Below are 20,953 nucleotides of genomic sequence, written 5' to 3'. Positions count from 1 at the left end.
CATGAGTCCACTTTGTCACTACAAGAAGGGCACATCTACGCGCGCTGACACCCCTGACAGCGGACACGTCACGTACCCCGAGTGTGCTCGTGAGTCGGCGCTCCCCACAGCGCATGACCCATTGACCCGAGCTCAATGGAGCCAACTATTAAGTACGCCCGAGCCGTAAACCACACTTAAAGGGTCTCGTTTTGACAACATCGCCAGGCTCTGCGTGCCCGAAATCCGGACAAAGCGAGCACAGACAGACACCCGCGAAACGGACCGTTAACACATGTTCCGGAGAGCTAGGCTCGATATCCGGACACATGGGCCGTGAAAACGAGTTGACGAACGGCCCGGCCCCCCACAGTGTCTGCGGGGGGCCGGGCCGTCGCTACGGCGCAGTGCTGACGCGACGTCAGTTGCGCTTGGCGCGGGAGGCGGTACGGCCGCGCTCCTTCTGGTCCAGGACGACCTTGCGGATACGGACCGTCTCCGGGGTCACCTCGATGCACTCGTCGTCGCGGCAGAACTCCAGGGACTGCTCCAGCGACAGCTTGCGCGGCGGCACCACGTTCTCGGTGGTGTCCGCGGACGCGGCACGCATGTTGGTGAGCTTCTTCTCCTTGGTGATGTTCACGTCCATGTCGTCGGAGCGCGAGTTCTCACCGATGATCATGCCCTCGTAGACCTCGGTGCCGGCCTCCGTGAAGATGACACCGCGCTCCTGAAGGTTGATCATCGCGAACGGCGTCACCGAGCCCGAACGGTCCGCCACCAGCGAGCCGTTGTTACGGGTGCGCAGCTCGCCGAACCACGGCTCGTGGCCCTCGAAGATGGAGTGCGCGATGCCCGTGCCACGGGTCTGGGTCAGGAACTCCGTACGGAAGCCGATCAGACCGCGGGACGGGACGATCCACTCCATGCGGATCCAGCCCGAGCCATGGTTGGTCATGGTCTCCATACGGCCCTTGCGGGTCGCCATCAGCTGGGTAATGGCGCCGAGGTGCTCCTCGGGAGAGTCGATCGTCATGCGCTCGATCGGCTCGTACGTCTTGCCGTCGACCTGCTTGGTGACCACCTCGGGCTTGCCGACGGTCAGCTCGAAGCCCTCACGGCGCATCTGCTCGACCAGGATGGCCAGCGCGAGCTCACCGCGGCCCTGGACCTCCCAGGCGTCGGGGCGCTCGGTGTCCAGGACGCGGAGCGAGACGTTACCGATCAGCTCCTTGTCCAGGCGGTCCTTCACCTGGCGGGCGGTGACCTTGTGGCCCTTGCCGCCCTTGCCGACCAGCGGCGAGGTGTTCGTACCGATGGTCATCGAGATCGCGGGCTCGTCGACCGTGATCAGCGGAAGCGCGATCGGGTTCTCGGTGTCGGCGAGGGTCTCACCGATCATGATGTCCGGGATACCGGCGATGGCGCAGATGTCGCCCGGGCCCGCCTTCTCGGCCGGCTTGCGGGTGAGCGCCTCGGTCATCAGCAGCTCGGTGATGCGGACGTTGGACATCGTGCCGTCACGCTTGATCCAGGTGACGGTCTGGCCCTTCTTCAGCTCACCCTGCTCGACGCGACAGAGTGCGATACGGCCGAGGAAGTTGTCGGCGTCCAGGTTGGTGACATGGGCCTGGAGCGGCGCGGACTCGTCGTACTCCGGGGCCGGAACGTGCTCGAGGATCGTGTTGAAGAACGGCTCCAGGTTCTCGCTGTCGGCCGGGACGGTGCCGTCCTCCGGCTTGGTCAGCGAGGCGACGCCGTCACGGGCACAGGCGTAGACGATCGGGAACTCGATCTGCTCCTCGTCCGCGTCCAGGTCCAGGAACAGGTCGTAGGTCTCATTGACGACCTCGTCGATCCGGGAGTCCGGGCGGTCCGTCTTGTTGATGCAGAGGATGACGGGCATCCGGGCCTGGAGGGCCTTGCGGAGCACGAAGCGGGTCTGCGGGAGCGGGCCCTCCGAGGCGTCGACGAGGAGGACGACCGCGTCCACCATCGACAGACCGCGCTCCACCTCGCCGCCGAAGTCGGCGTGGCCGGGGGTGTCGATGATGTTGATGGTGATCGGGGCCCCGCCGGCCTTGGGGTGGTACTTCACGGCGGTGTTCTTCGCCAGGATCGTGATGCCCTTCTCACGCTCCAGGTCGTTCGAGTCCATCATGCGGTCGTCGAGGTGCTCGGCGGCGTGCGCGGCGAAGGCGCCGGCCTGCTTCAGCATGGCGTCGACCAGGGTGGTCTTGCCATGGTCGACGTGGGCGACGATGGCAACGTTACGGATGTCGTGGCGCGTGGGCATGCTGGCTGGCGCTTCTCTCGATCGTGGGATGCGGCGTTGTTTTCCTCGTACGCCCGCCGGGCGGACACGCCACGGCTAGTCCCATGGTACGGGGCCGTCGCGTCCGGGGCTTCCCGGGCCGATCGGGAGGGGGTTCCTGGTGCACTGGGGGTGCGAAAAAAGCCTGGGTCAAAGGTTGGTACGAGCTTGCCCGCCGGCGCTGCCGGCGGGCAAGGGACTTGAGCCAGTTCTGAGGTTCTGACCTGCTACTTCTTAGTAGTCTTGGAACTTTCGGCCTTCTTGAACCCAATGTCCTGGTACCGGGGTGCCGCGAAGCCGAAGGCTCCGGCATTGACCACCTGAGGCTTGGCCGCCACCAGCTCGGGACGCTGGTAGAGCGGAATGGATCCGGCCGCGGCCCAGATCCGGGCGTCGGCCCGGCGCACCAGATCGCGGGCCTTGTCCTCGTCCAGCTCGGCGGCGGCCTGGTCGAAGAGCTGGTCGATGTAGTCGCTGCCGACGCGGGTGTAGTTCTGCTCCACCAGGAGCGAGCCGTCACTGGCGGGCTGGGGCTTGGCGAAGATCGGCCGGGCGTCGGTCGCCGGGAAGGCGGTGGCGGGCCACGAGTAAAGGGCCAGGTCGTAGGCGCCCGAGGCGATGTGGTCCTTGAAGAAGGCATCGTCGCCGACCTTGGTGATCTCGGTGTGGACACCGATGCGGTCGAGCATTTTGGAGATCTTGTCGCCGACGGTGCGCAGCGTCTCGGAGCCGGGCCCCGCGGGGAGGACGAAGCGCAGCGTGAGCGGCTTGCCGTCTTTGCCGAGCGGGCCGGCGACGCGGGCCGGTGCCGCGGTCCCGCGCGGGGCGTACGCTCCGGCCACCCCACCCTTCCGCTCCTTGACCCTGGACCCGGCCTTGTTCTCGGTGTCGTCGTCCAGCGCCTCGGCCCGCTGCCGCAGAGCATCGCCCTGGATGGCCGCCCCGGGGGCGGGGGCGAGGATGCGCGTACCGCCGGTGCCGGTCTCGGCGCCGTGGCCGGCATTGGCGGGCTTGTCGTCGCCGACGATGTACATCCCCTCGTTGGACGGCCTGTCCCCTTGCTCTTCCTCCGTCTTCGTCCTGAGCGACGCCTGGCCCGGGGCTGCCTTTACGCTCGGCGCTGCCTTTGCGCTCGGCGCTGCCTTTGCGCTCGGCGCTGCCTGCCGGCCGGGTTCCGCCTTCTTGCTGCTGCCGCCCTCGCCGCCCGCCTTGGCCGGGCGGGGCTTCTCGAGCGCTCCGCCGGGCGTCCAGCCGGCGTCGGCCAACAGCGCCTGCGCCTCCTTGGTGCTCTGCTCACCGAGCGCACCGCTGTTGTCGGCGTACGCCCGCTGGCCGGCCAGCGCCAGATGGCTGCCGGGCGGGTGGGCCGGCAGCCCGAGCGGGGTCAGTACGGCCTCCGCGAGCTCCTTGCGGTTCAGTGCCCGGCCCACTGCGCGGCGCACCCGGTCGTCCGAGAGCGGGCCGGACTCACCGTTCAGCGCAAGCTGCGTGTACGCGGGCTCCAGCGACTTGCGGAGCACGAAGCCGCGGAGGGCGGTCTGCTCATTGGCGTACGCCTCGGCCGCATCGGCGCTCTGTCTGCGGGCCTGCTGGGCGGCTCGGGCCTTCCCGTCGTCGGAGCCGTTCGCCAGCGCCCAGGACTTGAGCGCGGCGGAGGGGGTGATCTCGGCGCCCGGGCCGTGAGTGAGCGCCTGGCCGCCCGCGCCCTTGTCCCGTAGCGCGAGAGAGATACGGTCCGCGGCGTGCCGGTCGATCTCCGCGATGTCGAGGCTGCCGGCGGCGAGCGCAGTGGCGCGCTTTTCGCGCGGCACCGCGGTCAGCACCAGCCGCTCCAGTTTGGCCGCCTGCCCCCACCAGCGGGGATTGCGTACGAGCGTGGCCGTGCCGGCCTTGATGTCGGTCGACTCCAGCTGAAAGGGGCCGGCCATCCCCTTGAGCGTGCTGCGGGCCCCGTCGTTGAAGGAGTCCGGGGTCCCCGTCACCTCCTTGGGGTAGAGCGGGGTGAAAAGGGACCGCCAGTCCCCGTACGGCTTGTTGAAGGTGATTTTGACCTGAAGGTCGCTGGCACCCTTCTCGATCTTCTCGATCCGCTCGTAGCCGGAATTGTGCGCGGTCCAGTACGCGGAGTCCCTGCCGTTCAGGGCGTGCCACTGGGCGACGAAGTCGGGTGCCCCGATCTCCCTGCCGTCGCTCCACACCGCCTGCTGATTGAGCTTGTAGAGCACGACCTGCTTGGGCTCGCGCTCGACGATCTCGGCGGACTCGAGGTAGTCGGGGTTGAGCTGCGGACGGCCGCGCCCGTCGAGCCTGAAGAGAGAGGGAAGCACGGCTCCGGCGATACGTGTCGTGGTGGCGTCGGCATCGGCCTGGAAGGCGTTGAGGGTGGTGGGCAACGCGTCGACCGCCCAGCGCAGCGTCCCTCCGTCGGCGACCAGGTCCCGTGCGGCGGGGGCGATGTCCTGGGCTGCCGCCGGAGCATCGCTCTCGTCCTCGCCCGAGCTGCAGGCGGTCAGGACCGGCAGAGCGAGCACCCCGCTGGTCAGAAGCGCGACGGAGCGGAGCGTTCGGGAGCATGTCCTCCCGCGTGGGGCGTCGACCTGGGACATGACTTGTACCTCTTCGTCCTGGTTTATGGAATTTAGAGATGATCACACCGATTCCCGTCCACTGAAGTGGACGGAACCGGGCAGATGACGGAGACACGGCGGCCTCCTCCTCAAGGCCACCCGTGCGGCCCAATGCAGAATCCGACATATCGCTCCAGAAAGGGAGAAAATGGGGAGCAAAATACGAACCATGAGGGGCGCGCCGGAAGCGCATGCGCCGGGAATCCCTGCACGTCCCTTCACAAGCGGGGACGTGACGCGCGACACTCGCAGGCGCATGAGCGATGCCACCGCACCCTGCGGAAGTGAGGGCAAGTCATGTCCGAGCAGGAAGAACTGACGGCGATTCAGCACCGTCTCGACGAGCTGCTCCAGCGCGTCGGACAGCTGGAGCTCACCGTTGATCAGCTGCGTGCCGCCGGCCCGGCCACGCCGGCGCCCGCCCCGTCGAAATCACCGGGTCGCCCCGAGCTGGTCACCATCCCCGACACCCCGTACAACACAGCGCTGTGGACGGACACGGACGACGAGGGGCTCGGAGCGCGCGACCGGCACGCACCCTGACCGGCCCCGGCCCGTAGGCACACCGGAGCCCACACCCGATCCCACTCCATACGGAGCCTTCGTTGGCCACTGGTACCGAACCACCACAAATCAATACAGGCGTACACAGCGCCACTCGCGCCGCCATCGGTCCCCGCCATCTGCGGACGGACCGCTGGTGGCTCGCGCCCGCTCTGACCGCCGCCGGACTGCTCGCCTTCATCGTCTACTCGACGTGGCGCGCCTTCTCGAACGCCGACTACTACGCAGCGCCGTATGTCTCGCCGTTCTACTCGCCCTGCCTCGCCGAGAACTGCGTACCCATGCGCAACGGCCCCAACTGGGAGATCTTCGGCAGCTGGTGGGGCCTGTCCCCCGCGCTGCTGATCCTGATCTTCCCGCTGGGCTTCCGGCTGACCTGCTACTACTACCGCAAGGCCTACTACCGGGGCTTCTGGGCCTCGCCCCCGGCCTGCGCGGTCGCCGAGCCGCACAAGAAGTACACCGGGGAGACCCGCTTCCCGCTGATCCTGCAGAACATCCACCGGTACTTCTTCTACGCCGCGATCCCGGTCGCCGGAATCCTCACGTACGACACCGTGCTCTCCTTCCGCGACGAGCACTACGAGTGGGGCCATATGGGCCTCGGCACCCTCGTCTTCCTGGTCAACATCGTGCTGATCTGGGCGTACACCTTCTCCTGCCACTCCTGCCGGCACATCATCGGCGGCCGGCTGAAGCATTTCTCCAAACATCCGGTGCGCTACCGCCTGTGGGGCTGGGTCGGCACGCTGAATGAACGCCACGCGCTGCTCGCATGGGCGTCGTTGATCAGCGTCGCGCTCGCCGACTTCTACGTCTATCTCGTCGCGTCCGGTGCCTTCGACGATCCGAGGTTCTTCTGACATGACGCAACTCGAACGACAGCAGTGGGACGTCGTGGTGGTGGGTGCGGGCGGCGCGGGCCTGCGCGCCGCCATCGAGGCGCGCGAGCGGGGCGCCCGTACTGCGGTGATCTGCAAGTCCCTCTTCGGCAAGGCCCACACAGTGATGGCCGAGGGCGGCATCGCCGCCTCCATGGGCAATGTGAACGCCCGCGACAACTGGAAGGTGCACTTCCGCGACACCATGCGCGGCGGAAAGTTCCTCAACCAGTGGCGGATGGCGGAGCTGCACGCGCGCGAGGCGCCCGACCGGGTCTGGGAGCTGGAGACCTGGGGCGCGCTCTTCGACCGTACGGCCGACGGGAAGATCTCCCAGCGCAACTTCGGCGGGCACGAATACCCGCGCCTGGCGCATGTCGGCGACCGTACCGGCCTGGAGCTGATCCGCACCCTGCAGCAGAAGATCGTCTCGCTGCAGCAGGAGGACAAGGAAGAATTCGGGGACTACGAAGCCCGGTTGAAGGTCTTCCAGGAGTGCACGGTCACGCGTGTGCTGAAGGACGGGGACAGGGTCTCCGGCACCTTCTGCTACGAGCGCGAGTCCGGGCGCTTCTTCGTTCTCGAGGCGCCGTCCGTGGTGCTGTCCACCGGCGGCATCGGCAAGTCCTTCAAGGTGACGTCGAACTCCTGGGAGTACACCGGCGACGGGCACGCGCTCGCGCTGCTGGCCGGCGCGCCGCTGCTCAACATGGAGTTTGTGCAGTTCCATCCGACCGGCATGGTCTGGCCGCCTTCGGTGAAGGGCATCCTGGTCACCGAATCGGTGCGTGGCGACGGAGGGGTGCTGCGCAATTCCGAGGGCAAGCGGTTCATGTTCGACTACGTCCCGGACGTCTTCAAGGAGAAGTACGCGCAGTCGGAGGAGGAGGGCGACCGCTGGTACGAGGACCCGGACCACAACCGGCGTCCTCCCGAGCTGCTGCCGCGCGACGAGGTGGCCCGCGCCATCAACTCCGAGGTGAAGGCGGGCCGCGGCTCCCCGCACGGCGGGGTGTTCCTGGATGTCTCCACCCGTATGCCGGCCGAGGTGATCCGGCGCCGGCTGCCGTCGATGTACCACCAGTTCAAGGAGCTGGCGGATGTCGACATCACGGCAGAGGCAATGGAGGTCGGCCCGACCTGCCACTACGTGATGGGCGGCATCGCCGTCGAGTCCGACACCGCGGCGGCGGTCGGGGTCCCCGGCCTGTTCGCTGCGGGCGAGGTCGCGGGCGGGATGCACGGCTCCAACCGGCTCGGTGGGAATTCCCTGTCCGACCTGCTGGTCTTCGGTCGGCGGGCGGGGCTGCACGCCGCCGAGTACGCGCAGGGGCTCGGCGAACGCCCGGCGGTGGAGGAGGTCCAGATCGACGAGGCCGCGGCGGAGGCGCTGCGTCCGTTCAGCGCCGAGGGGCCGCAGCCGGGTGAGGAGAACGGGCGGCCGCCCGAGAACCCGTACACCCTCCACCAGGAGCTCCAGCAGACGATGAACGACCTGGTCGGCATCATCCGCCGCGGGGCGGAGATGGAACAGGCTCTGGAGAAACTGGCCGATCTGCGGGTACGGGCCAGGCGGGCCGGGGTCGAAGGCCACCGGCAGTTCAACCCCGGCTGGCACCTCTCGCTGGACCTGCGCAACATGCTGCTGGTCAGCGAGTGCATCGCGCGGGCGGCACTGGAGCGCACGGAGAGCCGCGGCGGGCACACGCGTGAGGACTGCCCCACCATGGAGCGCGACTGGCGGCGGGCCAATCTGCTGTGCCAACTGATCGATCCGGCCGGCGGGTTGGCGGCCACCGATCCGGTGCGCGGTCAGATCGCGCTCGTACGGAAGACGACCGAGCCCATCCGTCCCGACCTGCTCGCTCTCTTCGAAAAGGAGGAGCTGGTCAAGTACCTCGCCGAAGAGGAGCTCTACGAGTGAGCAGCTACAAAGCGGCCTTCAGGGTGTGGCGCGGTGATGCGGACGGCGGGGCGCTGGAGGACTTCGCCGTCGAGGTGAACGACGGTGAGGTCGTCCTCGACATCATCCACCGCCTCCAGGCCACCCAGGCCTCCGATCTCGCGGTCCGCTGGAACTGCAAGGCGGGCAAGTGCGGTTCGTGCAGCGCCGAGATCAACGGCCGACCGCGGCTCATGTGCATGACCCGGATGTCGGTCTTCTCACGCGAGGAGACGATCACGGTGACGCCGCTGCGGGCGTTCCCTGTGGTGCGGGACCTGGTCACGGATGTGTCCTTCAACTACGCGAAGGCACGGGAGGTGCCCTCCTTTGTGCCGCCGCCGGGGGTGAAGGCGGGTGACTACCGGATGCAGCAGATGGATGTGGACCGCTCTCAGGAGTTCCGCAAGTGCATCGAGTGCTTCCTGTGCCAGGACACCTGTCATGTGGTGCGCGACCACGAGGAGAACAAGACCGCTTTCGCGGGTCCGCGTTTCCTGATGCGGGTGGCGGAGCTGGACATGCATCCGCTGGACGCGGCGGCCGAAGCGGGCCTGGACCGCAAGAAGTCCGCCCATGACGAGCACGGGCTCGGGTACTGCAACATCACGAAGTGCTGTACGGAGGTGTGCCCCGAGGGCATCAAGATCACGGACAATGCGCTGATCCCGCTGAAGGAACGGGCGGTGGACCGTAAGTACGACCCGCTGGTGTGGCTGGGCAGCAAGATCAAGCGCCGCGGGGCGGCTGACTAGCGAGGGACGGCAGGCGGGAACCGGCTCATGGTGCTGCCGGGCGGGGACTGGCCGGCGGCGACTGCGTAGCTGGGACTGGCTGTCGAGGACCGGCGGCGGGACTCCCCCATCCTTCTCGGTACGCCGTCCAGTCGCCCTCCTCCGCCGCGAAGTCGACATACAGCGCAACCCCGAACCGCTCACGGCCGCGGTCCGTGCGCCCCAGACCCAGCCGGGTGCCACGGATCGCGGCCGCGACCGTCTCCGCGGACTCGCGGTGCCCGATGTCGTCCTCGTGGAAAAAGGGCAGTCCCATCAGCAAGTCGGTGTCCTCGGGCGTGACTTCGAGGGCAAGGCTGGTCTGCTGGGCGACATAGCCGCCGTACAGACTCTCCAGCGGCATGGAGGTGTCGTACGACATCACGGCGATCTGGTCGACCCGGCGGGCGACCTGGCCGAAGAACTCCTGCGACCACCACTTGGGGTGCCCTGTGAGCCCGCCGGCGACGGAGTGGAGTGCGGGCAGCGGGTCGATCTGGTGGGCCGCTATGGAGAGCGGGACCTTGCGGGCACGCGTCAGCTCGCGCAGATCGTCCAGCAGGGACAGATAGTCGCGGTCGCCGGAGTGCAGCGGCTCCAGGTCGTAGTGGACGCCTTCGAAGCCCGCGTCGAGGATCTGCATGGTGGAGCGCACGACGGCAGCCCGGGTGCCGGCGTCGGGCAGCCGCAGTCCGACGGGGCCCTCGCTCGCCAGCTTGTCGCCGAGCCAGGCCTGCACGCGTATACCAGGGATCTTCCGGTGTACAGCGTCGATCAGCCACCGCGCACGTGCATAGCGGTCGGTGGGCAGCGTCCCGTCATGCTCGAGCGGCCCGGCGTGGACGTACAGGTCCCGTATCCCGGTCCCCCGTATACGCCGCGCAAAAGCGTCCAGGTCGGCGTCCTTCTTTCGGCCGTCCACCCAGGCGTGACCGAGCCAGATGGCGTCCTTGCCGCGCGTCCTCGTGCCTTCTTCGATGTCACCCGCGTAGTTGGCGCGCAGCGCGATCGCGCCGGTGAGAGTGGGGACAAGGAGGAGGACGGCAAGGCTGAGCGCGATCCGCTTGGGCCACCTCAGGCGGGGGCTGCGCCACCTTCGTAGGAGCGCACGCGCACCCGAAGCTCCACGCAGCACCCGTACGCGCTCACGAATCCCCACCTGCTTTTTGGTCCCCATGTGCCGCAAGGCTAGATCACGGGTCCGACAATCCGGGTCGGGCACCCGTCCGGTCGCGGAGGCCCAACGGTCGGCATAGCCTCCCAAATGTGACGCGAATAGCCGCCAGGCTCCTGCTCGCCGTACTGGTGGCGGCGTGCTGGCTGGTCGTGCCCGCCGCTCGATGCGCCCTCGCCGACGACCCCGTCGGGCTGTCCCGCGAGGGTCGGATCACCGACCGGGTCGGGGGTCTGGGCGACCGGAAGCCGCAGGTCGCGCAGCCCGTGCCCGCTCCCGCCGGCACCCCGGGCGAGGCCGATCCGGGCGGAGGCGACGGTGCCGGGACGGGGGCAGATCTGGTGCTGCCGATCGCGGTCGTCGGCGGGGCCGTCGCGATCGCGGCCTATACCTACGCCAAGCGCAGGAAGCGGAGCGCGACCCGCACCACACCGCAGGGCGGCCAGGAGGGCTGGGGGACGCCGCAACATCCACAGCCGCCACTGCCCGAACTCGACGCCCAGGCCAAGCAGACTCTTGTCGACACCGACGACGCGCTGCGCACCAGCCAGGAGGAACTCGGCTTCGCCACCGCCCAGTTCGGCGAGGCGGCTGCCAAGCCCTTCAACGACGCGGTGGAGTACGCGAAGAACGAGCTGGTGGCGGCTTTCCGGCTGCGCCAGCAGCTGGACGACGCCTGTCCGGAGGACGACGCGACCCGCCGGCGGATGCTCGACGAAATCGTCGCGCGGTGTACGGCTGCCAACCGGCGACTGGACGCGGAGTCCGAGGACTTCGACCGGCTGCGTGCCCTGGAACAGAACGCGGGGCAGGCCCTCGCCACCGCCGGAGCCGCCTACACCGATCTCAGCGGACGCGCCGTCACGGCGGAGGCCACGCTCGGCATGATGCGTGAGCGGTACGCCGCCTCCGCCGCCGCGCCCGTCGCGAGCAATGTCGAGCAGGCCACGGACCGGCTGGTCTTCGCGAAGACCGTTCTCGACCGGGCCGGCCAAGCGGTCCACGCGTCCGACAAGGGCGCGGCCGCCGTGCAGATACGGGCCGCGGAGGGTGCCGTCGCGCAGGCGAGCAGGCTCATCGAGTCCGTGGACCGGCGCGCGCAGGAGCTCGCGGAGGCGGCCGGCAAGCTGCCCGGCGCGCTCATCGACACGGACACGGAGCTGGCCGAGGCGCGTGGGCTGCTGAAGGGCACCTCGGAAGGGGTCTCGACGGCCGACCTCCAGGGGCGCATCACGCGGGCCGCGAAGGTGTCCGCGGAGGTACGCAGGGAGCAGGAGGCGGGTTCGTACGACCCGATCGACGCGCTGCGCCGGGTCGAGGAGGCGGATGCCGCGCTCGACGAGGCACTGGCGGGGGCGCGCGAGAACGAGCAGGGGGCGCGGCGGGCCCGTGCGCTGCTCGATCAGGCGATGCTCGGCGCGCGTTCCACGATCGGTGCGGCCGCCGACTGCATCACCACGCATCGCGGAGCGGTCGGCTGTGAGGCACGGACGCGGCTGGCGGAGGCGGAGCGGCGGCTGGAGCGGGCGGTTGAGTTGGCCGGGTCGGGTGGTTCCGGGGACTCAGGCGGCTCGGGTGGTTCCGGTGATCCGCGGGGCGCGCTGGCCGGGGCGCAGCAGGCGGACGCTCTGGCGCGGCGGGCGCAGAACCTGGCCGAAGAAGACGTGCGGGTATATGGGAACCCCTTCGGGCCGGGCGGTGTACAAGGAGCAGGAAATGCGAGGAGCGGTCTCGGGGGCGCGGTGCTCGGCGGGATCATCCTCGGCGGACTGTCCGACGGTGGAGGAAGGAGCGGGGGGTATGGCGGGGGTTCGGGAGGGGGCCGTGGAGGGGGCTTCGACGGCGGGCCCGCCCGTTTCGGCGGCGGGGGCACCCGCCGCCGTCTCGGCGGCGGCCGCTTCTGACACGACTCCCCATACGCGCGACGGGCGCGACGGGCGCCTCCCAGCCGGGGCAGCCGCACCGTCCTCCTTACTACCCGGCTTACTACCCGGCTTGCTGACCGGCTTGCTGTTCGCCCTGTCAGAACATGCTGAGCAGCTGCTCGACGGTGGGCTCGGCCATCGAGTCACCGTCGGGCAGGGCGAGTTCGAACCAGACCGTCTTGCCGCGTGGGGTCCGGCGCGAGCCCCAGGCCGCGCTCAGCAGTCCGACGAGCTGCAGTCCTCGGCCGCCCTCGTCGGTGTCGCGGGCCCGTCGGCGCCTGGGCTGCACGAGGCCGGCGTCCCACACTTCGCAGACAAGGGTGCGGTCGCGCAGCAGGCGCAGCCGAATTTCGTCCTCGCCGTACCGCAGGGCGTTGGTGACCAGTTCGCTGACGAGCAGCTCGACCGTGTCCACCAGCGCTTCGAGGCCCCAGGTGATCAGCTGGGCGCGGGCCAGCTCGCGGGCCCGCCCCACCGAGCGGGGCTCACGCGGCAGCCGCCAGTCGCCGACCGCCTCCATGGGCAGCCCCTGGACGCGGGCCATGAGCAGGGCGATGTCGTCCTCGCCGTGCCGGGTGTCGAGAGTGTTCAGCACATGGTCACAGACGTCTTCCAGGGAACGAGAGGGGTCGGCGCGCAGCGCCGTCGTCGAGGGGTGGTGGCCGGGCGCCGGGCGGGAGGGATCGGTGAGCGCGGTCCGGAAGGCGCGCAGGCCCTCGTCGAGCGGATGGTCCCGGGATTCGACGAGCCCGTCGGTGTAGAGCGCGAGGAGCGCGCCCTCCGGGAGCTCGACCTCCACCTCCTCGAAGGGCTCGCCGCCCACGCCGAGCGGCATCCCCGGCGGCACGTCGAGCAGCAGCGCCTCCTCCCCCGGTTCGACGAGAACGGGCGGCAGATGGCCGGCGTTGGCGAAGGTGCAGCGTCGGGTGACCGGGTCGTAGACGGCGTAGACGCAGGTCGCGAGATAGACCTCGGAGAGGTCGGCGTCGCGGGACTTGTGGGCGACACGGGAGGCCTGCTGAGCCCCGCTGGGGCTGCCGAGGCCGCGGGCGATCTCGTCGAGCGCGGAGAGTACTTCCGCGGGCTCCAGGTCCAGCAGCGCCAAGGTCCGTACCGCAGTGCGCAGTTCGCCCATGGCGACGGCGGCTCGCAGACCGCGGCCCATCACATCGCCCACGACCAGGGCGGTGCGGTGGCCGGGCAGTTCGATGACGTCGAACCAGTCTCCGCCGACCTCGGTGGCCGTATTGCCCGGGAGATAGCGGCAGGCGATGTCGAGTCCTGCGGCCTCCGGGTCGCCGGGCGGGAGCAGGCTGCGCTGGAGGATCAGCGCCCGCTCGTGCTCTCTGCGGTAGAGCCGGGCGTTGTCGATACAGACCGCGGCGCGGGCGGCGAGCTCGGTGGCGAGTGCCCGGTCCCGTTCACCGAAGGGCTCGCTGCCCTTCGTACGGGAGAACTGCACAAGCCCGACGACGGTGTCGTGCGCCACCATCGGCACCGCGAGCGTGGATTGGACGAGGGTGCCTTCCTCGCCCGGGATCGACTGGACCCGGGCGGTGCGCAGTGCGCTCGCGCAGGGCGAGTTGAAGGGATAGCGGTGGACCTCGCCGACGGCGGTGGGTGTGCTGCCCTCGGACCTGCAGCCGGGGGTGGTCACCAGCGGGGCGTCGGAGACGGCGCTGGCGAAGGCGACCCGGCGCAGCTCGGCGCTGCCGTCGGCCCGTCCGGGCGGGGCCTCGTCGCCGGTGAGGAGTCCCAGGTAGAGGTCGACCGAGGCGAGGTCGCAGAAGCCGGGGACGGCGACGTCGAGGAGTTCGCGGGCGGTGGTCTCCAGGTCGAGGGAGTTTCCGATGCGGGCGCTCGCCTCGTTGAGGAGCGCGAGATTGCGCCGGGCGCTCGCGGCCTCGCGGGCGGCGATTTGGCGGCGGGTGACATCGGTGCCCAGTCCGGCGACACCGATGGGGTGACCGGATCCGCTGTGCACCCGGTAGAGATTGATCGACCAGTGCCTGCGGTCCGCGCTGCCCGGGGCACTCCCGACGATCTGGAGGTCGATGGCGGATTCGCCGGTCTCCAGTACGCGGCGCAGGGAGGCGTTCATCCGCTCCGCCTCGGGGCGGGAGAGATAGTCGTGGACGGTGCGCCCGCGGTGGTCGTCGGCGGAGCCCCCGAACACGGTGGCGAAGCGCTGGTTGGCGCGCTGCACCGTGAGATCCGTACCGAAGAGGAGGAAGCCAAAAGGAGATTGGCCGAAAATAGCCTGCGAAGCGGCGAGATCAGTTTCGATCCGGCGCAGCGCGCGGACGTCGACCACGATGCAGAGCGCAGCCCTGTCGCCACGCTCCGTCTCGCTCGGCATCACATAGACCTCGGCTATGCCGTGCGCGCCGCCCCGACCCGGCATACGGAAAGGGACCAGGCCGGTCCACTCCTTGCCGTCGAGTATCTCGGCGACCTTCCGGTGTCCGCGCGGGCGCAGCTCTGCCGGCATGAAGACCTCGATCGGGTCCTTGCCCCTGACCTCGTCAGGGGTGATGCCGAAGAGGTCGACGGCGCGCCGACTCCACTGGTCGACCAGCCCGTCGGGGCCGATCGAGAAAGAGGCAACTTTGATGTAGTCATAGATCGAGCCAGGCGGGCTGCTCTGCCATACGACACCACTCGCCGTCTCAGGTATTTCGCTCACGCGACCGTCCCCTCCAGCTCACCGCACCGGACCGGCCATGACCGCAGTATTCAGCACTACGGCTCCGACCGACACGGCGTTCACGATCACAGCACGGTCTCGTTCATTTTCGGCCGAGTCCGAACCGGCCGGAACCGTCTCCGACGTGATCGTTGTCCCCTCACACTTCTAACCAGTGAGGGCCAGCTCGAACCACACGGTCTTGCCGCTTCTGCCCCGACGCGTTCCCCAGCGGCGGGCCGTACAAGCCACCAGTTGCAGACCGCGACCACCCTCCTCATCGAGCTCCGCACTGCGTTCGGTGGGGGGATCCGGAAGCGGGTCGGAGACTTCCACGCGCAGGGTGGGGGCACTGGCGCCCGGTTCCGGCCGGACCAGCCGGACGCCGATCGGGCCCGATGCGTATCGCAGGGAGTTGGTCACCAGCTCACTGACCAGCAGCACGGTCACATCACCGATCACCGAATCCAGTCCCCAGCCGCGAAGGGTGTCGCGGACAACATGGCGGGCGGTGCGCACGGCGTCGGCCTCGGCAGGAAAGGTCCACTCGGCGCATTCGCCTTCAGTGTCGATCACGCCGCCCACTTCCCGGACCAGCAGCAGACCCAGCAGACCCATGCCCTATTTCGGGGGGTTAATCAGCACATACCCGATATTTGGGGCGAGGTATCCCCGTCGCAGCATCAATGGGCGCACCGTGGCACGAACGGGGGTACGAGTCGGCCGCGTGCGCCCGCCTCCGCGCCTGGAGAGCCGGTCGGTCCGGATCGGTCGACGAACTGGTGGTCCGTCATGGTCGGGCTGGGCCTTGGCTCAGCCGGTTTCCACGAAGCTGACATGCCGAGCCAAAGCACGTCAGCCCTCAGCCCTCGGCCGGCGAGGCTCAGTCCAGTTCACCCGACGCCTTGAGCTCATCGAAGAGCAGTTGGTCGACCGGAGGGACCTGGGCTCGGTCGAGGTAGGACAGCCAGGCGATCTCTTCGATCTCACTGCTGGCCGTCAGCGTGCCCCGGTAGTCACCGGCATAGCAGCTCATGCGCACAACCACGCCGTCGGAATGACCGTGAGCCTGGGCTTCGTATGTGCCCACATGTGACACGGTCGCCGGAAGGACGGCCACGGTCAGTTCCTCTTCGACCTCACGGAGCAGGGTCTGCAGATCGCTCTCGCCACCTTCCCGCTTCCCGCCGGGGATGTAGTAGACGTCTTTGCCCCGGGAGCGCGCACAGAGGATCCTGCCGTTCTCCACCCGCACCCACGCCACCGTGTCGATCAAGACCGACATCCTCTGCCCTCACTCATACGGAACCTGGTCAGGCTGGACCCTACCCGCACGAAGTCCGGCTGAAGAGGGCAGTGGAAAGGGCCGCCACGCCACGGCTAGCGAGTGGTCTGGCCTATACGCTCGACCCAGTAGAGCTGCTTGTGCCCGCGACCGTCGAGGGTGTCCGCGATCTGCTGCGCCTCGTCCCTGGTGGCGTACCTGCCGACGCGATAGCGGTTCCCGTTGTCGTCCTGCCGTATGACGAGCCAGGGGAGCACAGGGCCATTGTCATTCATCGCGCCCCTCCCCGGGTCGGCCTGCAGGTCTGTAACGATCGCCAGGAAACCGCACTACGCATATGCCCGAGCCTACGCCTGACCTTTACTCAGCGGATACGGGTTTTCACAAAGAGATATGAGAGGGGGGCGTATCCGGCCGGATACGCCCCCCTCTCACTGCCCGTCGCCTCGACTCTGCTCAGTCCGTGGGCTCCGTGGGCTCCGTGGGCACCACACTCAATCTGGGCATCGCCCGCACCGTGGGCACCGGCATCAGCACCGGACCACTGGCCCCCGGATCCTTGCGGCAGACATCCCCGCACTCGGAGTCCAGCGAGCAGCACAGTGAACAGATCGGTCCTGACTGGACCGGGCAGTCGGCGATGTCCGGGAGCTCGTACGCCGTCTCGCACACGGAGCAGCTGTGGGTGGCGGTGATGTCCTCGATCTCGGCCTCGGGTCCGTTCACCGGGTTCGGCCTGGCCAGGTAGTACTTGCCTTTCGTCGCCCAGGCGATCAACGGGCAGAGCACCAGGGAGAGTCCGGCCGCGATAAAGGTCGAGAAGGCCTCGGCGTACCGGCCGAAGAGTCCGAAGAAGGCGAGGATCGAGACGGTCGAGGCGATCACCATCGCACCGAAGCCGGCCGGATTCACCGCGTACAGATAGGCCCGCTTGAACTCGATGTACTTGGGGCTGAGTCCGATCCGCTTATTGATGACAAGATCCGCCGCTACCGCCGCGATCCAGGCGATGCCCACGTTCGAGTAGAAGCCCAGCAGCTTGTTGAGGGCCGCGAACATGTTCATCTCCATCAACGTCAGCGCGATGGCGAGGTTGAGGAAGATGTACCAGACGCGGCCCGGGTGCTTGTGCGTGATGCGGGAGAAGAAGTTCGACCAGGAGAGCGAGCCGCTGTAGGCATTGGTCACATTGATTTTGACCTGCGACACGATCACAAAGAGCGCGGCGGCGGGCAGGGCGACCGAGCCGAGCCACGGCTTGAGCGCTTCGATCTGCGGGGCGATCGGCTCCAGGGCGTGCGTCTTGCCGACGGCCTCCAGCGCGACGAAAGCGAGGAAGGCGCCGCCGAGCTGCTTGGCCGCCCCGATGATGACCCAGCCGGGTCCGGCGGCGAGCACTGCGAGGTTCCAGCGGCGCTTGTTCGCCTCGGTCTTGGCGGGCATGAAGCGCAGATAGTCGGCCTGTTCGCCGATCTGCGCGATGAGCGAGAGCGCGACGCCCGTGCCGAGGCCGAAACCGATCCAGGAGAAGCCGGAACCGGCTCCTTCCGTACCGCCGAAGGACCCGAACGCGCCCCAGGCGTCCGGGGCTTCGAAGGCCAGCACCACAAAGGGCAGCACCATGCCGATGATCCAGACAGGCTGGGTCCATGCCTGCACCTTCGCCAGCGCGCCCATCCCCCGGAAGACGATCGGGATGACGATCAGCGTGGTGAGCAGATAGCCGATCTCGACCGGCAGTCCAACGGCCTGATGCATGGCCTGCGCCATGATCGAGCCTTCGAGCGCGAAGAAGATGAAGGTGAACGAGGCGTAGATGAGTGAGGTCAGCGTCGAGCCGAAGTAGCCGAAGCCGGCGCCGCGCGTGACCAGATCCATGTCGAGGCCGTACTTGGCGCAGGCCCGCGCGATCGGCATCCCGGTGAGGAAGATGATCACCGCGGCGGTGAGGATCGAGGCGAGACCGCTGGTGAAGCCATAGGTGAAGACGATCGAAGCGCCGATCGCGAAGTCCGCGAGATAGGCGATGCCGCCGAGCGCGGTGCCCGCGACCATCGAGGGCGACCAGCGGCGGAAGGAGTGCGGCGCATAGCGGAGGGAGTAGTCCTCGCGGCTCTCGTCGGCGGCGAGTTTCGCGTAGCTGCGCCGGGGCGGCGACTGCTGCTCCCCCGGCTCCGGCGTCCTGGTGACAGATGTGGCGGTGTCCGTCATCGGTGACTTCCCGTTCGTCGGTCCGTGTGCGGGTGGCGGGTACGGACGGGAAGGTAGGAGCCGGACATGACAGCCCGTCGCAGCGGGCGATTGCCCGGGCGTTACGGGCGCGGAGAGTGCGTTAACTCGCGGTCACGGAGGTCGGACACACTGTCCGGGTAGCGGTTACCTCCCGGGTCACATCACCGGCCACATCACTGGCCACATCGTCGGCCACATCGCGGGTCGCCTCCGGGCCGCCTCCCGGACCCGCCTCGAGGGTCACTTCACCGGCAGGTGGTATGCGATCCGGTAGCGGTCCGCCGGGACGACCACGTCCGCCGTCTCGACCGCCCGCCCCGAGGCGTAGTACGTCCGCTCGACGACCATCACCACATGGCCTGGTACGCCGCCGAGCGCCAGGAGCTCCTCCGCGAGCCCCGGCCGCGCGCCGACCTCTTCCGCCACGTTGTCCACGACGATGTCGATGGCGGCCATCCGCTCGACCACCCCGCAGCCGCCCAGCGGGCCCTCCTCCGGCAGCATCACCGGTGTACGCCCGGTGACTTCGAGGGGCTCCCAGGAGGTGGAGAGCATCATCGCCTCGCCCGCGTCCCGGAAGACGTAGCGCGTACGCATCACCCGATCGCCGAGCTGGATGCCGAGCCGGGCCGCGATCTCAACGCTCGCCCTCTCCTGCTCGCTGCTGGACTCCCAGGTGCCCCGGGCCCCCTCCTCCGCCTGCTCCTGCCGAAAGGGGTTGGCGCCGGACGGCGGCCGGTAGCCGGAGCGGGAGACAGGGCGCGGGACGGGCCGTTCACGGACATACGTACCGGAGCCGGAGCGGCCCTCGACCAGGCCCTCCGCCATCAGGACCTTGCGCGCCTCGAGAGCGACGGTGTCCGAGACGCCGTACTCCTCGCGGATCCGCGCCTGCGAAGGGAGACGGGTATGCGGCGGCAGCGAGCCGTTGACGATCCTCTCGCGGAGATCGCTCGCAACGCGCAGATAGGCGGGCTGCTCACCGAATGTCACTGGCCACTCCCAACAGGTTGACAGACAGCAACAGCGTGGCAACCCTGGGTTGCCGACCGCAAGCATGGGCCAAAGTTTCACTCGAAGTGATGATTTGCCTTTACGCAGGGGTTAGCCACGGATATGCCCACCATTCCGCGTCCGCACCCTTGACCTCAATGGTCCAGACCAATACGTTCCTGGCCATGCGCCGAAACTGCCGAAGATCCCTTGCCAGGGCGGCCGTTGCCGCCTGCTCCCTCTCGCTCCTCGCCGCCCTCGCACCCAGCGCCTCCGCCTCCGGCTCCGGCTCCGCTCGTGCCTCCAACTCCGCCGACGCCTCCACCCAGGGCGAGCAGCACGCGAGGCCCTCGTACAAACGCGTCGGCTACTTCACCCAATGGGGCGTCTACGGCCGGGACTTCCAGGTCAAGGACATGGATACGAGCGGCCAGGCGGCCAAGCTCACCCACATCAACTACGCCTTCGGCAACGTCAGTTCCGACGGTAGATGCTTCACCGGCAATGTCCCCGGTGAGGCCGACGCCTGGGCCGACTACGCCCGTCCGCTGGACGCCGCCGACTCCGTGGACGGCGTCGCCGACACCGCCGAGCAGCCGCTCGCCGGCAACTTCAACCAGCTGCGCGAGCTCAAGGCCAAGCACCCCGGCCTCAAGGTGCTCATCTCCCTGGGCGGCTGGAGCTGGTCCACCCACTTCTCGGACGCGGCCCGCACCCCCGCCTCCCGCAAGGCCTTCGTCTCCTCCTGCATCGACCTCTACCTCAAGGGCAATCTGCCGGTCGACGGAGCGCGCGGCGGCGCAGGCGCCGCGGCCGGACTCTTCGACGGCGTCGACATCGACTGGGAGTGGCCGGGCTCGGCGGGCGACACGGACACCGTCTTCCGCCCCGAGGACAAACAGAACTTCACCGCCCTGGTACGGGAGTTCAGGACACAGCTGGACGCGTACGGCAGGTCCCTCCAGAAGCGCAGGCACTACGAGCTGAGCGCCTTCGTCCCGACCGCACCCGCCAAGATCGACGCGGGCTTCGAGGTCCGCAGGATCATGCGCGATCTCGACTTCGTCAACCTCCAGGGCTACGACTTCCACGGCTCCTGGGAGTCGACCACCGCCCAGCAGTCCGCGCTCTATGCAAAGAACGACTTCAGCGTGGACCAGACCGTCGACGCCTGGCGCGACCGCGGCGCCCCCGCCCGCAAACTGGTGATGGGCATGCCCTTCTACGGCCAGGGCTGGACGGGAGTGACCGGCGGCGGAGACGGCCTGAACCAGCCCGCCGCGGCGCCCGCACCCGCGACATGGGCGGCCGGCTACGAGGACTACAAGGCCCTCAAGAAGCTCGCCGACTCGGGGACGTACACGCTCCACCGCGACCGGCGGAACGGCCACGCCTGGCTCTTCGACGGCACCACCCTGTGGACGTACGACGACCCGCAGGTGCTGCGCACCAAGACCTCGTACATCCGTGACCGGGGCCTGGGCGGCGCGATGTTCTGGTCCCTGGACGGGGACACGGCCGACGGCGAGCTGATGACCGCCGTCGACCGCGGGCTCTCCTGCCGCTAGCGCGCGGGAT

Annotated in this window: 15 protein-coding genes; 6 read left to right on the top strand and 9 right to left on the bottom strand. The window is 68.7% G+C overall.

Annotated elements, in window-relative coordinates; translation table 11 throughout:
• Positions 1-400: 400 nt before the first annotated feature.
• Positions 401-2,275, bottom strand: coding sequence for a translational GTPase TypA (typA, locus tag ACFYXH_RS03645; protein ID WP_389560262.1), 1,875 nt, complete (start codon positions 2,273-2,275; stop codon positions 401-403).
• A gap of 245 nt (positions 2,276-2,520) precedes the next feature.
• Positions 2,521-4,899 (bottom strand): ABC transporter family substrate-binding protein, encoded by a 2,379-nt coding sequence (locus tag ACFYXH_RS03640; RefSeq protein ID WP_389560260.1) that lies wholly within the window; start codon positions 4,897-4,899, stop codon positions 2,521-2,523.
• 318 nt (positions 4,900-5,217) lie between these two features.
• Between ACFYXH_RS03640 and ACFYXH_RS03635 the strand changes: the two genes are divergently transcribed.
• The 4 genes from ACFYXH_RS03635 (at position 5,218) to ACFYXH_RS03620 (ending at position 9,062) form a co-directional block, all read left to right on the top strand.
• The gene (locus ACFYXH_RS03635) at positions 5,218-5,463 is read left to right on the top strand and encodes a hypothetical protein (RefSeq protein WP_389560259.1); all 246 of its coding nucleotides are present in this window, start codon (positions 5,218-5,220) and stop codon (positions 5,461-5,463) included.
• A 62-nt stretch (positions 5,464-5,525) separates the two neighbouring features.
• Complete coding sequence (locus tag ACFYXH_RS03630) at positions 5,526-6,347, top strand: hypothetical protein (protein ID WP_389560257.1); 822 nt, start codon at positions 5,526-5,528, stop codon at positions 6,345-6,347.
• Position 6,348: 1 nt separating this feature from the next.
• Positions 6,349-8,289, top strand: coding sequence for a fumarate reductase/succinate dehydrogenase flavoprotein subunit (locus ACFYXH_RS03625; RefSeq protein WP_389560255.1), 1,941 nt, complete (start codon positions 6,349-6,351; stop codon positions 8,287-8,289).
• Positions 8,286-9,062 carry a succinate dehydrogenase/fumarate reductase iron-sulfur subunit gene (locus ACFYXH_RS03620; RefSeq protein WP_389560253.1) on the top strand — a complete coding sequence of 259 codons (777 nt, stop codon included), beginning with the start codon at positions 8,286-8,288 and terminating at the stop codon, positions 9,060-9,062. Before ACFYXH_RS03625 ends, ACFYXH_RS03620 begins: the two co-directional genes overlap by 4 nt.
• Before the next feature lie 25 nt (positions 9,063-9,087).
• On the opposite strand, the gene ACFYXH_RS03615 is transcribed toward ACFYXH_RS03620, so the two are convergent.
• Positions 9,088-10,257 carry a hypothetical protein gene (locus ACFYXH_RS03615; protein WP_389560251.1) on the bottom strand — a complete coding sequence of 390 codons (1,170 nt, stop codon included), beginning with the start codon at positions 10,255-10,257 and terminating at the stop codon, positions 9,088-9,090.
• An 89-nt stretch (positions 10,258-10,346) separates the two neighbouring features.
• On the opposite strand from ACFYXH_RS03615, the gene ACFYXH_RS03610 reads away from it, so the two are divergent.
• A complete protein-coding gene (locus ACFYXH_RS03610) occupies positions 10,347-12,158 on the top strand; it encodes a TPM domain-containing protein (RefSeq protein WP_389560250.1) in 1,812 nt (603 codons plus the stop codon).
• A 118-nt stretch (positions 12,159-12,276) separates the two neighbouring features.
• On the opposite strand, the gene ACFYXH_RS03605 is transcribed toward ACFYXH_RS03610, so the two are convergent.
• From ACFYXH_RS03605 to ACFYXH_RS03580, 6 genes are all read right to left on the bottom strand, one after another.
• Positions 12,277-14,865 (bottom strand): SpoIIE family protein phosphatase, encoded by a 2,589-nt coding sequence (locus ACFYXH_RS03605; protein WP_389560248.1) that lies wholly within the window; start codon positions 14,863-14,865, stop codon positions 12,277-12,279.
• 168 nt (positions 14,866-15,033) lie between these two features.
• Positions 15,034-15,450, bottom strand: coding sequence for an ATP-binding protein (locus tag ACFYXH_RS03600; protein WP_327328482.1), 417 nt, complete (start codon positions 15,448-15,450; stop codon positions 15,034-15,036).
• 298 nt (positions 15,451-15,748) lie between these two features.
• A complete protein-coding gene (locus tag ACFYXH_RS03595; protein ID WP_389560246.1) occupies positions 15,749-16,150 on the bottom strand; it encodes an NUDIX domain-containing protein in 402 nt (133 codons plus the stop codon).
• A 95-nt stretch (positions 16,151-16,245) separates the two neighbouring features.
• Entirely contained in the window at positions 16,246-16,425 is a 180-nt protein-coding gene (locus ACFYXH_RS03590; protein WP_385310982.1) for an SPOR domain-containing protein, read from the bottom strand.
• A gap of 181 nt (positions 16,426-16,606) precedes the next feature.
• On the bottom strand, positions 16,607-18,361 hold the full coding sequence (locus ACFYXH_RS03585; RefSeq protein ID WP_389560245.1) for a purine-cytosine permease family protein: 1,755 nt from the start codon (positions 18,359-18,361) through the stop codon (positions 16,607-16,609).
• Between the two features lie 261 nt (positions 18,362-18,622).
• Entirely contained in the window at positions 18,623-19,375 is a 753-nt protein-coding gene (locus tag ACFYXH_RS03580) for a GntR family transcriptional regulator (RefSeq protein WP_389560243.1), read from the bottom strand.
• Between the two features lie 158 nt (positions 19,376-19,533).
• Between ACFYXH_RS03580 and ACFYXH_RS03575 the strand changes: the two genes are divergently transcribed.
• Positions 19,534-20,943: a glycoside hydrolase family 18 protein gene (locus ACFYXH_RS03575; protein WP_389560242.1), complete on the top strand. Its 1,410-nt coding sequence runs from the start codon at positions 19,534-19,536 to the stop codon at positions 20,941-20,943.
• The last annotated feature ends 10 nt before the right edge of the window (positions 20,944-20,953 follow it).

This window comes from Streptomyces sp. NPDC002730, assembly GCF_042888805.1.
GTDB lineage: Bacteria > Actinomycetota > Actinomycetes > Streptomycetales > Streptomycetaceae > Streptomyces.
This window is presented reverse-complemented; position numbering and strand designations above follow the sequence as displayed.

Excerpts from the sequence above, each read along its gene's own strand:
- typA (WP_389560262.1), bottom strand. The coding sequence starts at position 2,275 with ATGCCCACGCGCCACGACATCCGTAACGTTGCCATCGTCGCCCACGTC.
- ACFYXH_RS03635 (WP_389560259.1), top strand. The coding sequence starts at position 5,218 with ATGTCCGAGCAGGAAGAACTGACGGCGATTCAGCACCGTCTCGACGAG.
- ACFYXH_RS03625 (WP_389560255.1), top strand. The coding sequence starts at position 6,349 with ATGACGCAACTCGAACGACAGCAGTGGGACGTCGTGGTGGTGGGTGCG.
- ACFYXH_RS03575 (WP_389560242.1), top strand. The coding sequence starts at position 19,534 with ATGGTCCAGACCAATACGTTCCTGGCCATGCGCCGAAACTGCCGAAGA.
- ACFYXH_RS03615 (WP_389560251.1), bottom strand. The coding sequence starts at position 10,257 with ATGGGGACCAAAAAGCAGGTGGGGATTCGTGAGCGCGTACGGGTGCTG.
- ACFYXH_RS03590 (WP_385310982.1), bottom strand. The coding sequence starts at position 16,425 with ATGAATGACAATGGCCCTGTGCTCCCCTGGCTCGTCATACGGCAGGAC.
- ACFYXH_RS03640 (WP_389560260.1), bottom strand. The coding sequence starts at position 4,899 with ATGTCCCAGGTCGACGCCCCACGCGGGAGGACATGCTCCCGAACGCTC.
- ACFYXH_RS03595 (WP_389560246.1), bottom strand. The coding sequence starts at position 16,150 with ATGTCGGTCTTGATCGACACGGTGGCGTGGGTGCGGGTGGAGAACGGC.
- ACFYXH_RS03585 (WP_389560245.1), bottom strand. The coding sequence starts at position 18,361 with ATGACGGACACCGCCACATCTGTCACCAGGACGCCGGAGCCGGGGGAG.